General features: G+C 72.6%; 13 protein-coding genes. 7 read left to right on the top strand and 6 right to left on the bottom strand.

The window, feature by feature from the left end; all coding sequences use genetic code 11:
• Positions 1–2: 2 nt before the first annotated feature.
• The 3 genes from ACIBMZ_RS17605 to ACIBMZ_RS17595 form a co-directional block, all read right to left on the bottom strand.
• Positions 3–872 (bottom strand): hypothetical protein, encoded by an 870-nt coding sequence (locus ACIBMZ_RS17605; RefSeq protein WP_396694926.1) that lies wholly within the window; start codon positions 870–872, stop codon positions 3–5.
• 332 nt (positions 873–1,204) lie between these two features.
• The gene (locus ACIBMZ_RS17600) at positions 1,205–1,624 is read right to left on the bottom strand and encodes an OsmC family protein (RefSeq protein ID WP_350697330.1); all 420 of its coding nucleotides are present in this window, start codon (positions 1,622–1,624) and stop codon (positions 1,205–1,207) included.
• A 53-nt stretch (positions 1,625–1,677) separates the two neighbouring features.
• Entirely contained in the window at positions 1,678–2,622 is a 945-nt protein-coding gene (locus tag ACIBMZ_RS17595; protein ID WP_396694924.1) for a serine/threonine-protein kinase, read from the bottom strand.
• Positions 2,623–2,790: 168 nt separating this feature from the next.
• Here ACIBMZ_RS17595 and ACIBMZ_RS17590 point away from each other — a divergent pair, with 168 nt between their 5' ends.
• From ACIBMZ_RS17590 to ACIBMZ_RS17560, 7 genes are all read left to right on the top strand, one after another.
• Positions 2,791–3,015: a hypothetical protein gene (locus ACIBMZ_RS17590; RefSeq protein ID WP_396694922.1), complete on the top strand. Its 225-nt coding sequence runs from the start codon at positions 2,791–2,793 to the stop codon at positions 3,013–3,015.
• A gap of 76 nt (positions 3,016–3,091) precedes the next feature.
• Positions 3,092–3,847: a response regulator transcription factor gene (locus ACIBMZ_RS17585; RefSeq protein WP_396694920.1), complete on the top strand. Its 756-nt coding sequence runs from the start codon at positions 3,092–3,094 to the stop codon at positions 3,845–3,847.
• Positions 3,848–3,864: 17 nt separating this feature from the next.
• Positions 3,865–5,292 carry an ATP-binding protein gene (locus ACIBMZ_RS17580; RefSeq protein WP_396695362.1) on the top strand — a complete coding sequence of 476 codons (1,428 nt, stop codon included), beginning with the start codon at positions 3,865–3,867 and terminating at the stop codon, positions 5,290–5,292.
• Positions 5,293–5,452: 160 nt separating this feature from the next.
• Complete coding sequence (locus tag ACIBMZ_RS17575) at positions 5,453–5,650, top strand: hypothetical protein (protein WP_396695372.1); 198 nt, start codon at positions 5,453–5,455, stop codon at positions 5,648–5,650.
• 10 nt (positions 5,651–5,660) lie between these two features.
• Entirely contained in the window at positions 5,661–7,160 is a 1,500-nt protein-coding gene (locus ACIBMZ_RS17570) for a methyltransferase (protein WP_396694917.1), read from the top strand.
• A complete protein-coding gene (locus tag ACIBMZ_RS17565; RefSeq protein ID WP_396694915.1) occupies positions 7,153–9,300 on the top strand; it encodes a sulfatase-like hydrolase/transferase in 2,148 nt (715 codons plus the stop codon). Before ACIBMZ_RS17570 ends, ACIBMZ_RS17565 begins: the two co-directional genes overlap by 8 nt.
• 301 nt (positions 9,301–9,601) lie before the next feature.
• Positions 9,602–10,885 (top strand): citrate synthase, encoded by a 1,284-nt coding sequence (locus ACIBMZ_RS17560; RefSeq protein WP_396694913.1) that lies wholly within the window; start codon positions 9,602–9,604, stop codon positions 10,883–10,885.
• Between the two features lie 144 nt (positions 10,886–11,029).
• Here ACIBMZ_RS17560 and ACIBMZ_RS17555 read toward each other — a convergent pair whose 3' ends face one another.
• The 3 genes from ACIBMZ_RS17555 to ACIBMZ_RS17545 form a co-directional block, all read right to left on the bottom strand.
• Positions 11,030–11,710: a fasciclin domain-containing protein gene (locus tag ACIBMZ_RS17555; protein WP_396694911.1), complete on the bottom strand. Its 681-nt coding sequence runs from the start codon at positions 11,708–11,710 to the stop codon at positions 11,030–11,032.
• 93 nt (positions 11,711–11,803) lie between these two features.
• Positions 11,804–13,924 carry a M14 family zinc carboxypeptidase gene (locus tag ACIBMZ_RS17550; protein WP_396694910.1) on the bottom strand — a complete coding sequence of 707 codons (2,121 nt, stop codon included), beginning with the start codon at positions 13,922–13,924 and terminating at the stop codon, positions 11,804–11,806.
• Between the two features lie 130 nt (positions 13,925–14,054).
• Positions 14,055–14,717, bottom strand: coding sequence for a response regulator transcription factor (locus tag ACIBMZ_RS17545; RefSeq protein WP_396694908.1), 663 nt, complete (start codon positions 14,715–14,717; stop codon positions 14,055–14,057).
• Between the last annotated feature and the right edge of the window lie 420 nt (positions 14,718–15,137).

Below are 15,137 nucleotides of genomic sequence, written 5' to 3'. Positions count from 1 at the left end.
GGTCAGGTCAGCGCCGCCACGATGGTGGCGGCCCGCTCCTCGTGCTGCGCGTACGCGTACGGGTAGGCGGAGATCTGGACGGCCTGGGCGGCCATCGTCAGGCTCATCTGCTGCCAGCCCGGCACCTTCAGCAGCGCCTCGTAGAAGGCGCGCGAGGCGTACGCGGGCCGCATCAGGTCGCGTACGCTGCCCCAGCCGCTGCTGGGCCGCTGCTGGAAGAGCCCGACCGAGTCGTGGTCCCAGCCGATCGCCTGGTGCGGGTAGTTCTGCGACTCGGGCAGCACGCCGCTGGCGTAGTTGAGCAGCGTGCTCTCCTGCATGGCGGTGGCGACGGCGACGACGAGGCCCTGGCGCGGGATGTCGAGGTCCTCGCCGACCTCCACGATCACCTTGGCGTTGTCCATCTGCGCCTGGGTCAGTCCGGCGACCGGCCGGGGCCGGGCCGGCGGGGCCAGCGTCGTCTTCTTCGGCTTGGGGGAGGTCGTCTTCTTCGGCGTCGGCGAGGCGCTCGGTGACGCGCTGGGGCTCGGGCTGGTCGGCGTGGGCGAGGGGCTGCGGTCGAAGGAGCGGGAGGCGGGGTCGTCCTCGGCGGCCAGGGCGCGCTCGGCCACCGACTCGGCGACCTGGGCCCGGGGGGCCTCGTCGTCGTCCCGGTTCGCCGTCGCCACCGCCGCCGCGCCGAGGCAGCAGGTCACGCCGGTGGCGAGGGCCACCCGGACCGGGGTGGAGGCCAGCAGGGAGCGGACGCCACGACGGGGGCCCGTCAGGCGACGGTGTCGCCCTATCATCCTTTCGGATGATGCTCCGTCGGTCGTACGGCTCGCCGGTCGCTCGGGGTTCGGCTTCTGGTCGATCGGGTCGTCGGGATGCACCCGCCGAGGCTAGAAAGCTCGCGGCCCGCTGCCATCAGCCCGCTTGGTGGCATGCGTCACAATTTGTGGTTGTCCACCGGTCAATGCCGCACGCTTCATCGGATAGCGGATGCACCTCAGCTATCCGTCGTTCCCGCCATGCCGGATTTGTTAGCGCGAACCGGACGAAATTGCGAAGTCATCGCCGTCGATCGGTCGAGGGTGGCCCATCGTCCGTTCGGTGGACCGTCGCATCGATCCACCGGGCCGTCACCGGCCCGCCCGGTCGGCCCCCCGGTCCCCACCCGCCCCACCGGCCCCACGGATGTGCCGTGATGCGGCGTTCAGACGGGTCAGTGCCGGCCGTTCTCGGCCGGGGTGACCGTCAGCCGGTGCCGGCCGCCGTCGGCGCTGGAGAACGGCCACAGCCGGTCGGCCTGCTCCACCAGCTCGCTGAGCTGCTGGCGGGTCAGCCCCACCGACGAGATCGAGGCGTGCACGTCCGCCCGGTACCGGCCGTCGTCGTCGCGACCGAGGCTGGCCTCCGCGCGTACCTGCACGGTGTGTGCCTCGTCGGTGATCCCGCCGGCCGCCTCGACCGCCGCGTGATGCAGGCAGGAGGCGAAGGCGGCGGCGAGCAACTGCGACGGGGTGAGCCCGCTGCAGTGCGCCGCCAACGGAGAGGCGAGGCCGGTGGAGAGCGCCTCGTCGTCGGTGTGGATGTGGCCACCCTCGGCGGTGGCCGTGGCAACCTCGTTCAGCCAGGAACTCATCGCGTTCCTCCCGTCGCTCCCCGCCCGGCTACCCGACCCCGAACGGGTGAAACTCACCGCGGATGCCGGCTCCACTGCACGCGCGGAGCGGCCTCGGTGACCTCGGCCGCCGCCCGCTCCGTCCACGGGCTGACCGGCGGGCGCTGACGGGGCAGCAGGGGTAGCTGCATCGGCACGTACACCCGGGCGTCCACCGCCTCGCCCAGTAGCAGGGCGGTGACCAGGCTGGTCGGCCGCCGGGCGGGATCGTCGGAGAGGCAGCGCCGGCACAGGTCGGCCACCTCGGCGGGCAACCCCGGGACCTCGGGCAGGGGGCGCGGTGGCTGCCGTCCGTGCGGCCCGAGCAACTGGGTGACGCTGTCCGCCGAGTACGGCAGCCGCCCGGCCAGGCAGCAGTAGAGCAGCACGCCGAGGGCGTACATGTCGGCCGCCGGGGTGACCGGCGCCCGGCGCAGTTGCTCGGGGGCGAGGTACGCGGGCGTCCCGACCACCACGCCGTCGGGCGCGGTGTCGGCGGTGCCGGTCGGGGTGGCGATGCCGAAGTCGAGCACCTTCACCCCCGACGGGGTGAGCATCACGTTCGCCGGTTTCACGTCCCGGTGCACGATGCCGTGCGCGTGGGCGGCGGCCAGCGCCGCACTCACCTCGGCGCAGACCCGGACGGCTATCTGCCAGTCCAGCGGCCCGGCGCGCAGGTGCGCGGCGAGCGTCATCCCCTCGGCCAGCTCCATCACGATGTACGGCTGCTCGCGCCCGGGCAGGCCGGCGCAGGTGCCGAAGTCGTGCACGCTCGCGACGTTGGGATGCACCAGCCGGGCCGCCGACCGGGCCTCGGCGCGGATGCGCTCCACCGAGGCGTCACCGTCCGGCTGGCCCGGCGACACCAGCTTCACCGCCACCGGCCGGTCGAGCACCGTGTCGTGGGCCCGCCAGACCTCGGACATCCCGCCGACGCCGATGCGCTGTTCGAGCCGGTATCGCCCGTCCAGCGTCCGCATGGACCGCTCCTCGCCCTCGTGCCGCCACACCGTGCTGCACCTGACTGCACGGCGTCCGGCACGGTACCCCGTCGTTGATCAGGGCAAACCGGCCTCCGGCGGCGGCCGGTGCGTTAGCGTGCGAGCCGGGACGGCGACGAACCGGACGAGCGGAGAGCGGAGCACACGATGAGCGAGGTGACCGTACGTTTCGTCGGCGGCCCGGCCGACGATCTGGTCCGGGCGTTGCCGGCCGGCCCCGACGGGGCGCCGCCCCGGCTGTGGGTGCTGCGCCGGCCGGAGTCCGCACCGGACCCCGCCGCCGACCATCTCTACGCGCGGCAGCGGCCCGACGGCACGGGGGGCTGGACGATGCGCTTCGTCCGGACCGACCCGGTCGGCGTGACCGAGTGACCGGACCCGCGCGCGGGGGACACACACAGCCGGCACACAGCCACCGCACAAGCGGAGCGCAGTCCGTCGGCTCACGATGGGAACCATGATGAGCGAGGGAGCGGTCGGGTCGGGGCGCGTCGAGTTGCGCCGGCCCGACGGCGAACCGGTCCGGGTCCTCGTCGTCGACGACGAACCGACCCTGACCGACCTGCTGTCGATGGCCCTGCGCTACGAGGGCTGGCAGGTCCGTACCGCCGGGGACGGTACGGCGGCGGTCCGCGCCGCCCGGCAGTTCCGGCCCGACGCGGTGGTGCTCGACGTGATGCTCCCGGACCTCGACGGCTTCCAGGTGCTGCGCCGGCTGCGCGAGGAGAGCGCCACCCTGCCGGTGCTGTTCCTGACCGCCCGGGACGCGGTCGAGGAGCGCATCGCCGGGCTGACCGTGGGCGGCGACGACTACGTGACCAAGCCGTTCAGCCTGGAGGAGGTGATCGCCCGGCTCCGGGCGCTGCTGCGCCGCTCCGGCTTCGCGGTCGCCGCCCGGCCCGACGCGGTGCTCACCGTCGGCGGCCTCACGCTGGACGAGGACAGCCACGAGGTACGCCGGGACGGGCAGTTGGTCACGCTCACCGCCACCGAGTTCGAGCTGCTGCGCTACCTGATGCGCAATCCGCGCCGGGTGCTGAGCAAGGCGCAGATCCTCGACCGGGTGTGGAACTACGACTTCGGCGGCCAGGCCAACGTGGTCGAGCTGTACATCTCGTACCTGCGCAAGAAGATCGACGCCGGTCGCCCGCCGATGATCCACACTTTGCGTGGAGCCGGGTACCTGCTCAAGCCGGCGGAGTGAGGATGCTGCGGCGCTGGCTGGCCGGCTGGTCGCTGCGTACCCGCCTGGTGGTCACGCTGGTCGCCCTGCTCGCCGTGGTCAGCATGGCCATCGGCGGGCTGACCACGGTGGCGCTGCGGCAGTTCCTGATCTCCCGGCTGGACCAGCAGTTGCAGTCCATGCCCGGCGGTCGTCCCGGCGTGCCGTGGGAGCCCGTGCCGGGCGGCGGGCCGTGGAACGGGGACGTGCGGGTCCCGCGCGGCTTCCCGTCCGGCACGATCAGCGCGCGGATCGTCGACGGCCAGGTCACCGAGGCGTGGACGCTCGTCGGCCGTCAGGAGCAGGAGGTGCCGGTCACGGAGGTGTCGGCGCTGGCCCGGGTACCCACCGACGGTCGCCCGCGCAGCGTCGACCTGGGCGAGCGGGGCGGCTACCGGCTGGTGGCCCGCCCGTCGGCCACCGGAACCGCCCGGGTGCTCGCGGTGCCGCTGTCCGGGGTGCGCGAGACCGTGTGGTGGATGGTGGCCGCGCAGGCCGGCGTCACCGCGGCCGGGGTGCTGGTCGCCGGCACCGCCGGGGCGCTGATCGTGCGGGCCACGCTGCGGCCCCTGCGTCGGGTCGCCGCCACCGCCGCGCACGTCAGCGAACTGCCGCTGGACCGGGGCGAGGTGGCCCTCTCCGAACGGGTGCCGGTCGCCGACACCGACCCGCGAACCGAGGTCGGTCAGGTCGGGTCCGCGCTCAACCGGATGCTCGGGCACGTCGCCGCCGCGCTCGCCGCCCGCCAGGCCAGCGAGACCCGGGTACGCCAGTTCGTCGCCGACGCCAGCCACGAGTTGCGCACCCCGCTGGCCGCGATCCGCGGGTACGCGGAGGTAGCCCGCCGGGGTCGCGACCGGGTCCCGCCCGACGTGGCCCACGCACTGCGCCGCGTCGAGTCGGAGAGCACCCGGATGACCCGGCTCGTGGAGGACCTGCTGCTGCTGGCCCGGCTCGACTCCGGCCGACCGCTGGCCGTCGAACCGGTCGACCTCACCGCACTCGTGGTGGACGCGGTCAGCGACGCGCACGTGGCCGGTCCGGAGCACCGCTGGCAGCTCGACCTGCCCGACACCGTGGTCCGGGTGCCCGGCGACCCGGCCCGGCTGCACCAGGTGCTGGCGAACCTGCTGACCAACGCGCGGGTGCACACGCCGCCCGGCAGCACCGTCACCACCGGGCTGCGGCTGGCCGACGGCGTGGCCGAACTGCGCGTCGCCGACGACGGGCCGGGCGTGCCGCCCGAACTGCGGCCGGAGGTGTTCGAGCGGTTCGCCCGAGGCGACAGCTCCCGCTCCCGCGCGCACGGCAGCACCGGACTCGGCCTGGCCATCGTCGCCGCCGTCGTGGAGGCGCACCACGGCACCGTCACCCTGGACACCCGCCCCGGCGAGACCGTCTTCACCGTCCGTCTCCCACGCATGTAAGGAAGGGCACCTTCCTAACGCCTCGTGCATAGCAGGGGTCCCCTCCTTTCATCGGTGCGCCGATCTCACCGGTGCGCCGATTCGGGTGTTGTGCCCGACAGACAGCGGCAGTCCGCGTACGGTGGCAGGAGTCCGGCAAAACGCACCAAACGTGAGTTTGATGTCGGACGGGAACACCGAAGAAGACGGCGAGGGGAAGGAGCGGTCGGTGGACCACCTGGCCTACCTGGACGCGGGATCCGGCAGCCTGATCGTGCAGGCGGTGGTCGGCGGCGTCGCCGGCGTCGCGGTGGCGGCCAAACTGTACTGGCGCAGACTCGTCGACCGGTTCCGCCGCCAGCCCACCGACCAGAACTGACCCGCCCGCCATGGCGATCCCCGACCTCGGCCGGTCCACCCGACCGATCTCGTCCGGCGTCGAGCTGCGGGCCGAACCCGGCTCCTTCCGCGACCCGGCCAACCGGGTCTTCCACGCCGGGAACGACGTGCTGCGGGCACTCGACGAGACCGCCGCCCAGCACTGGCGGGAGCTCGCGGGCAGCACCTTCTTCCCGCCCCTGCTCGCCGCCGGCAAGGTCTGCGGCACCGAGGAACTCCCGGCGGGCGCGCAGGTGCCACCCGCCGCGACACCGGTCGGCGTCGACCCGACCGGCGTAGGACACCCGGCGTGGGCGGCGGTGTTGCGGCACGAGCGCATCCCGTTCGTCTCCCACCCGTACGAGTGGTCCTTCGCGATGCTGCGCGACGCGGCCCTGCTGCACCTCGAGATCCTCCGCGCGGCCCTGCCGGCCGGGTTCACCACCAAGGACGGCTCGGCGTACAACCTCCAGTGGCGCGGCGTGGAACCGGTCTTCATCGACGTCGGCTCGTTCGCCCCGCTGCGCGACGGCGAACCGTGGGCCGGTTACCGGCAGTTCTGCCAGACGCTGCTCTATCCGCTGATGCTCGGCGCCCACCTGGGGCTGGACTTCCGGCCCTGGCTGCGGGCCCGGATCGACGGCATCGAACCGGAGCAGATGGCCCCGCTGTTCCGGGGCGTACGGCGGCTGCTGCCGGGCGTACCGACCCACGTGCACCTGCACGGCAGCGTGCAGCGCCGCAGCGCCGCCACCAGCACTGCGGACGTCCGAGCCCAGTTGCGGGCCGCCGGCTACAGCCGGGAGCTGGCCCTGGCCACCGTCCGGGGCATCGAGAAGCTGGTCCGCCGCCTCGACCACCGGCCCACCGCCACCCACTGGGTGGACTACCAGCGCACCTGCGGCTACTCCGGCGACGACCGGGCCGTCAAGGAACGGTTCGTCACCGCCGCGTTGACCTGCGCCGCCCGGCCGCGCCTGGTGCTCGACCTGGGCGCCAACGACGGCCGGTACGCCCGCCTCGCGGCCCGGCACGCCGACTACGTCGTCGCCGTCGAACAGGACCCGGCGGTGCTCGACCGGCTCTACCGCACGCTGCGCGACGAGGGGGAGCGGCGCGTCCTGCCGCTGGTGATGGACCTCGCCGACCCGTCACCCGGCGGTGGGTGGCGCGGCGTGGAGCGGGCCTCGTTCGCCGCCCGCGCCGACGCGGACACCGTGCTCGCCCTGGCCCTGGTGCACCACCTGGCCATCGGACGCAACGTGCCGCTGCCCGAGGTGGTCTCCTGCCTGGCCGGGTACGTCGCCCGGGGCGGCCGACTGGTGGTGGAGTTCGTGCACCCCGACGACCCGATGGCCGCCCGGCTGCTGGCGAACAAGCCCGACGGTCTCTTCCCCGACTACCGGCGGGACGCCTTCGAGGCGCTGCTCGCCGCGCACGGCACCGTCACCGACCGCCTGGAACTGCCCTCGGGCACCCGCACCCTGTACCGGGTGGCCCTGGGTGGCTGACCGACCCACCGACGCGACCGACTCCACCGCGACCGGCGCTGACGGTGTCGGCGCCGAGGCGGGGACCGGGGCTGCCGGCATCGACGCCGCCGGGACCGGGGCCGACGCTGCCGGGGCCGGGAGGGCGGGCCGCCGGTGGGGCGGGTGGTCGTGGGGCTGGGGCGGCTGGCGGGCCGAGGGCGCTCGGCTGCTGGAGGTCACCGCACTGGTCGGGTTGGCGCTCACCCAGCCACTGCTGGACATCCTCGGCCGCAGTCCGGACTTCTTCTTGTTCCACCGGGCCGACCGGGGCGAGATCCTGCTGCTGGTCGCCCTCGTCGCGATGGTGCCCACCGTCGCGCTCGGGCTGCTCGGCCTGCTGACCGGGGTGGCCGGTCGGCTCACCCGGGCGGCCACGCACACGCTCCTGGTCGGCCTGCTGGTCGGCGCGCTGGCGGTGCAGGTGGGCCGGCACGGCACGCCGCTGCGGGGCGTACCGCTGCTGCTGGTGGCGGCGGTGGCCGGGGCCGCAGCGGCGCTCGTCCACCGACGGTGGCGGACTCCGGGGCGGGTGCTGCGGGTGGCCGCCGTGGGTCCGCTGATCTTCGTCGGGCTGTTCGTGTTCGCCTCGCCGACCGGGCCGGTGGTGCTGCCCCGGGGCGACGGCGGCGCGGCCGGTACGGCCACCGGGGACCGGCACCCGCCGGTGGTCATGCTGGTGCTGGACGAGTTGCCGCTGGTGTCGCTGCTCGACGCCAACGGCGGCATCGACGCGGCCCGCTTCCCGCACTTCGCCGAGCTGGCCGCCGCGTCCACCTGGTACCGCAACTCGACCGGGGTCAGCGGCTGGACGCCGTACGCGCTGCCGGCCATGCTGACCGGCCGCTACCCGGCCCAGCCGTACGCCCCGCACTACTCGCACTACCCGGACAACCTCTTCACCGCCTTCGGTGGCCTGTACGACATCCGGGCCGAGGAGAGCATCACCCGGCTCTGCCCGCCCAGCCGCTGCGAGCAGCCGGTCACCCCGGAACAGGGGATCGGGGTGCTGGTGCGGGAGACCGGCCGGCTCGCGCGGCAGATCACCGCACCGCAGGACAGCCGGATCGACCCGGAGGACTCGTACCGGGAGCGCACCGCCGAGGAGGCGGGCATCGACGCCGCCGAGCCGGTGCCGAGCGACCCGAAGTTCCGCTGGGACAGCCTGAACGTCAACCAACCGGCCCGGTTCACCAGCTTCCTCAACGGACTGACCCCGTCGGACCGGCCCACGCTGCACTTCCTGCACCTGCTGATGCCGCACAGCCCGTGGGCGTACCTGCCGTCCGGCGCCCGGTACGAGGCGCCCGAGGACTTCCCGTACGAGGGACACGGGTGGGTGGACCTGGCCCGGCAGCGGCACCTGGCACAGCTCGGCTACACCGACCGGCTGATCGGCGAGACCATCCGTACGCTGCGCGCCACCGGGCTGTGGGACCGGGCGCTGGTGGTGGTCACCGCCGACCACGGCGTCAGCTTCACCGAGGGGGTGCAGGGCCGGGGCGAGGACGCGATCCGTGCCGCACCCGAGCAGGTCGCCTGGGTGCCGACGTTCGTCCGGACACCCGGGCAGCGCGCCGGACGGGTGGACGACCGCAACTGGGAACACGTGGACCTGCTGCCGACCATCGCCGACGAGGCGGCCATCCGGCTGCCGTGGCGGGTCGACGGGCGTTCGGCCCGCCAGTCGCCGCGTACCGATCCGGGCAAGGTCTTCTACGACCGGCCGTCGCAGCCCATCGCGATCTCCGGTGGCGTGCCCGCCGCTCTGCCGTCGCCGAAACCGCATCCGCTTCTCGGCACCACCGTGGGCGACGCGCCGCCGGGCGGCAGCGCCGTCGTCGGTGGGCGGAACGCGTTCCGGGCCGTCGACCCGGACGACGGCCGACTGCCGGCGATGGTCTGGGGAACGGTGCCCGACCAGGTCGCCGACGGCACCTCGCTGGCGGTGGCGGTCAACGGGGTGGTCGCGGCCGTGGTGCCGGTGGTGGCCCCGGATCCGGGCGGTCGCCGCTTCGCCGCACTGCTCGCCGACGACCGGCTGTTCCGCCCCGGCGCCAACCAGCTCGACCTGTACCTGGTCGACGCCGCCGGTGACCTGCGCCGGCTCGCCGTCACCTGACGTCGGCCCCCGCACACGGCCGGGACACGGCTCGGACATCGCCTGGACGCGACCCGCCCGTCGCCCGTCGCGCGGCGTGTGACTGAGCGCTCGGACAGTTCCGCACCCGTCGCGTGCCGATACTCCTCGTGCTTCCTTCGTGCCTGTACGTCCTCGTCGTCGGGGTTTCCCAGCGCTGTGGTCGGGAATCGGGTGACGCATACCTCACCGCCGAACCACGGCAGGCGGTGTCGCCGCAACCGCAATTACGGTAGAAGCGAAGGCAATTCAACGTAGATCTGCCGGCGAAGCGAGGAACCACATGACGGAAGTCAAGCTCGATCACCCCGGCGGGCAGCTGTCGATGCCGGTACATTCCGCGGTCGAGGGCCCCGCCGGGGTCGGCGTGGGCAAGCTGCTGAAGGAAACCGGGATGACGACCTACGATCCCGGTTTCGTCAATACCGCCGCTTGTTCGTCCGCGATCACCTATATCGACGGCGATGCAGGCATCCTGCGCTACCGTGGCTACCCCATCGAGCAGTTGGCCGAGAAGAGCTCCTTCCTGGAGGTCTCCTACCTCCTGATCTACGGTGAGCTGCCGTCCACCGAGCAGCTCGCCGAGTTCACCGAGCGCATCCGGCGGCACTCGCTGCTGCACGAGGAGATGCGTCGGTTCTTCGACGGGTTCCCCCGGGACGCGCACCCGATGGCCGTGCTCTCCTCGGCCGTCAGCGCCATCTCCACCTTCTACCAGGACAGCCTGGACCCGTTCGACGCCGAGCACGTGGAGATGTCCACGGTCCGGCTGATGGCGAAGGTGCCCACCATCGCCTCGTACGCCTACAAGAAGTCGATCGGGCAGCCGCTGCTGTACCCGGACAACTCGCTGGGCTACGTGGAGAACTTCCTGCGGATGACGTTCGGCGTGCCGGCGGAGCCGTACGAGGTCGACCCGGTGATGGCCCGCGTGCTGGACATGCTGTTCATCCTGCACGCCGACCACGAGCAGAACTGCTCCACGTCGACCGTGCGGCTGGTCGGCTCCAGCAACGCCAACCTCTTCGCCTCGGTTTCGGCCGGCGTGAACGCGCTGTTCGGCCCGCTGCACGGCGGCGCCAACCAGGCCGTGCTGGAGATGCTGGAGCGGATCCAGGCCGAGGGCGGTGACGTGCAGTCCTTCGTCCGCAAGGTCAAGGACAAGCAGGACGGCGTCAAGCTGATGGGCTTCGGCCACCGGGTCTACAAGAACTACGACCCGAGGGCCGCGATCGTCAAGAAGGCGGCGCAGGACGTGCTCGGCCGGATGGCCAAGCCGGACCCGCTGCTGGACATCGCCGTGCAACTGGAGGAGATCGCGCTCGCCGACGACTTCTTCGTCGACCGCCGGCTCTACCCGAACGTGGACTTCTACACCGGGCTCATCTACAAGGCGATGGGTTTCCCGACCAAGATGTTCACGGTGCTGTTCGCCCTGGGCCGGCTGCCGGGCTGGATCGCGCAGTGGCGCGAGATGATCAACGACCCGGAGACCAAGATCGGCCGCCCCCGGCAGGTCTACACCGGTGCCACGGAGCGCGACTACCTGCCCTTCGAGAAGCGCTGACCCCGCAAGGAAGGGCCCCCTACTAACGCCTCGCGCATAGCAGGGGTCCCTTCCTCTCACAGCGACACGACGGCCGCCGCCCCCGGGTTCCGGGGATCGGCGGCCGTCGTGCGTCCGCGAGGAGGGGGTTGGCCCCACGGACGATCAGTGCGCCGGATGGCCGTCGTCGTCCTCGCCCGCGGTGGTGGGCAGCGAGCCGAGGACCCGGTTGATGACATGGATCCGGGCGCCGGCGGCCTGGTAGTCGGCGCAGACGGTCTGCGCCTCGTCACCGAACCGGGCGGCCTCGCCCTGCCCGGTGACGCTCAGTTCGGTGTCGGCGAGGGTCCGTACCGTGCCGGCGGCCACCAGATCGGAGACCGACATCGGCCCGGTCACCACGTGTTCGCGCAGCAGGTCCCGCAGGTCGTCGACGTCGTGCAGCAGCAACTCGTCGAGGTTGGTCCGGGAGAACTTCGCCGAGAAGGCGTCGTCGGTGGGGGCCAGCACGGTCACCCCGGCCAGCTCGCCGCCCAGCCCGGTGGCCCGGACCGCCGCCTCGAAGGTGGTCAGCACGGGGATCCACTGGAGGGCCTGGTCGGCGGGCTGGCCCACCAGCGAGCCCGGGTTGCCCGGTTCGGTGCCCGCCGGCAGTTGCTCGCAGAGCGGGCCGGTCACGGCGACGGCGACCGGCGTCGCGGCGTCCGCCGCGTCGGCGGCGCGATCCGTGCCGCCGGTGCAGCCGGCGACCGCGAGCAGCGTGGCCAGGGCCGCACCGGCGACCGGGACCGCGCGCCGTCGGGCCCGGCGCGGGTCCGTCGTGGTGGGCCTGAGGGTGTCGGTCACGGTTGTCTCCACGGGGTTGGGCGAGAGGTGGGTACCGGCAGGCCGGGCGCGGATCCGGCCTGCCGGTACGTCGGTCGGTCGAGGTTCAGCAGGTCACAGGCGTGTGCACTGGCTGGACTTCGGACCGCTCACCGAGTTGACGACCTCCAGGTTGACCGGCGCGGCGGTGTTGCCGGAGCAGGACAGCGGGCCGTTCACGGTGTTGCCGGCGACCAGCGGAGCGTCACCGGTGTTGTTGACCACGTTGACCGGGCCGTTGGTGCGGTTGCCGATCAGGACCACCGGGCCACGGACGCCGGTGGCGTTCACCGGGCCGTGAACCGTGCTGGCGGTCAGCACGAACCCGGCCGCGCCGCTGGCGTCCACCGGCCCGTTGATCGAGCTGCCGTTGACGATCAGCGCGGCACCCGGCTGGACCTTGATCGGGCCACGGATGGTGGCGTCGGCGAGGCACGTCACCCCCGAGACGGTCAGCGGACCGTTGCGGGTACCGGTCACGGTGGCGGCGATCCGCTCGCCGGCGACCAGGCCCTCGACGGCCTGCTCGTCGAGCAGCAGCGGCACCAGGCCCCGCTCCGGCTGGGACAGCGGGACGACGTACCCGTCGGCGACCTTGATCACCTTCCAGCCGTGCGCGGCGAGACGCTGGGCCACGGTGGTCTGCCGACCGGCGGGACCGTCGGTCCGGGCGCCGTTGTACTGCGCCTCCGTGAGCTTGTACGCGCACGGCGCCTGCTCCAGGATCCGAGCCGGCGTGGGGGCGTCGACCGGCGGCGGGGTGTCACCCGGGTGCGGCGCGGGGTAGGCCTCGATCGGGCGGGAACCGCGGAAGACGATCCGGCCGGTGTTCGCCGACTGGAACTTGATCGCCTCGGCCCGGGCACTGCTGAGGTTGGTGGCACTGGCCTGGTGGTACGCGAGGAACTGGTTGAACGTCCACAGCGCCGAGTAGGTCTTGCGGCGGCGGTTGTTGGCCGTGTTGGTCTCGTCCGGCCGGGTCGGGCCGCCGGAGCTGCGCAGCTCCAGCAGGGAGTTGACCACGTTCTTCAGACCCAGCGTGTTCCGGAGGATGGTCTCCTCACCCAGGCCGACGCTGGCCCCGGTGCAGCCGTACGGGCAGGCCCACCAGCCGTCCTTGGCGCCCTGGGTGTACATGTGACCCTCGATCATGTTCTGCGACTCGTCGAAGATCCCCTGCGCCACGTTGGCGTGCCGCGGCGGCAGCATCGGCAGGTCACCGGTGTTGGCGTTGCCGTACTCGTGACCGTCGTAGCTGGCGATCGGGCGGTAGTCGCGGATCATCTCCACGAAGGTCTGCGTCTCCGGCTGGCGGATCAGCGAGTAGTCCCGGTTCAGGTCCTGACCGGTGGAGTTGCCCCGGCTGTTGGCGGCCCGACCGTCGCCGTTGATGGTCGGCAGGATCAGCACGGTGGTCTTCGACAGCCGGTCGAGGGTGGCCGGGTCGTCGGTGAAGGCGAGCTGGCGGGCCATGATGAAGCACGCCTCGCGGTCGCCCGGCTCGTTGCCGTGCACGTTGCAGTTGAGCAGCAGCGGGTTCGTCGCGGCCACGGCCGCCGGGGTCGCCGGGGGGGTGGGGTAGCCGATGACGAACATGTTGATCGGCCGGTTGTTGATGGTGCGGCCGAGCTCCACGACGCGTACCCGCTCGCTCAGCTCGTCGATGGTCGCCGTGTAGGCGTACTCGTTGACGTCGCTGGTGTACTGCGCGCCGAGGGTGTTCTCCCACTGCGTACGCAGGTTCTGGCCGGCGACGTTCGGGTCGCCCCAGTGCGCCTTGGTGGTGCCGTTGACGGCCGCCGAGTACGGCTGCGCCTCGGTGCCGAAGCGGGCGCGTACCCGCCACTGGAACCGGTTGCCCGGCACGAAGCCGGCGTCGGCGAAGGTGGGCTCCGAGTTGTTGACCTGACGGTTCGGCCGCCAGACACCGACGATCACGCCGTTACCGGAGGCGGTGCCGTCCTCGGCGAGGGCGGTCCGCTCGATCTGGTAGTCGGTGGCGCCGTCGACGTGCGTCCAGGCCAGCGTGGCGTACCCGTCGCCCTGGACGACCGTCAGGCCCTGGACCTGGTTCGGCTCCGCCTGGGCCAGCGCGGTGGTGGGCTGCCCGAGCGCCGGGGCCGGCTGGGCGGTCGCCGCGAGCACGGCGACGAGAAGTGTGGAGAAGACACCGACCGTTGTCCGTCTGTATCTCAAGGGGGGTTCTCCAAACAGGAGGGAGGGCTGGATACCGACAGCACACCCGCAGACGGCCGACTTCGGGGCTGCGAGCAGGGATTCTTGAGGATGCCTTGAGGTTCGTCCGAACCCGGACCTGAGTCGACGCTCAGTCCGCCCGGAGGCGATAACCGACTCCGCGTACGGTTTCGACCAGTCCGGCGTCGTCGAGCTTGGCGCGCAGCGCCGCCACGTGGACGTCGAGGTTGTGCCGGGTCGCCCAGGTGGTCTGCCAGACCTCCAACTGCAACCGGTCCCGGGGCACCACGGTGCCCGGCTGCCGGGCCAGCGCCAGCAGCAGGTCGAACTCCTTGCGGGACAGGCCGACCTCCCGGTCGGCCACCCACACCCGCCGGGCGTCCACGTCGATGCGCAGTGTGCCGACCTGCACCAGCGTCGCCGGCCGGGCGGTACGCGTGGTCCGCCGCATCACCGCCTCGATCCGGGCCTGCAACTCGACCATCGAGAACGGCTTCACCACGTAGTCGTCGGCCCCGGCCCGCAGCCCGGCCACCCGGTCGCGCTCCTCGGCGCGCGCCGTCACGGCGATGATCGCGACCCCCTCGTTGTGCTGGCGGATCCGCCGGCACACCTCCAGACCGTCGCGGTCCGGCAGGTTCATGTCGAGCAGGATGAGGTCCACCGGCTCCGCCTCGACCGCCTCGGCGGCCGTCAGTGCCTGCACGACCTCGTGCCCCCGCCGCCGCAGTGCCGCGGAGAGACCCGCCGACACACGGAGGTCGTCTTCCACCAGGAGCACCCGCACGCACATCCTCCTCGGCCTCGCGGAGGCCGCAGCCTTCCCGAATCCTTGCGAGTCTGTCGGATGTTAAGCAGTGGTGACCAGTGCGGATACAAGATCGTAACGACAAAAACCTCTGGCCGAACGGGTCTGGCCGCCGCTCGACGCAGGCCGACACGCACCCGTTTCGTCCGGCTTGGAAGGATTTGTCATCCGCGCGTCGCTGCCAGGTCTGTGCGCTGGGGGCGGCTCGCCGTCGCGGTGGTCGACCACCCTCGACGCCTGTCGAGCTGACCCGTCCGTGCGTTCGCGGCCAGGATCGAGCATCCGGGCGGCGCGCGTTCGCGGCCTGGGTCGAGCATCCGGGCGGCGCGCGTTCGCGGCCTGGGTCGAGCATCCGGGCGGCGCGCGTTCGCGGCCTGGGTCGAGCATCCGGGCGGCGCGCGTTCG

Source organism: Micromonospora sp. NPDC049900 (genome assembly GCF_044461025.1).
Lineage (GTDB): Bacteria > Actinomycetota > Actinomycetes > Mycobacteriales > Micromonosporaceae > Micromonospora.
Note: the sequence above shows the minus strand (reverse complement) of the source record. Positions and strands in the feature narration are given on the sequence as shown.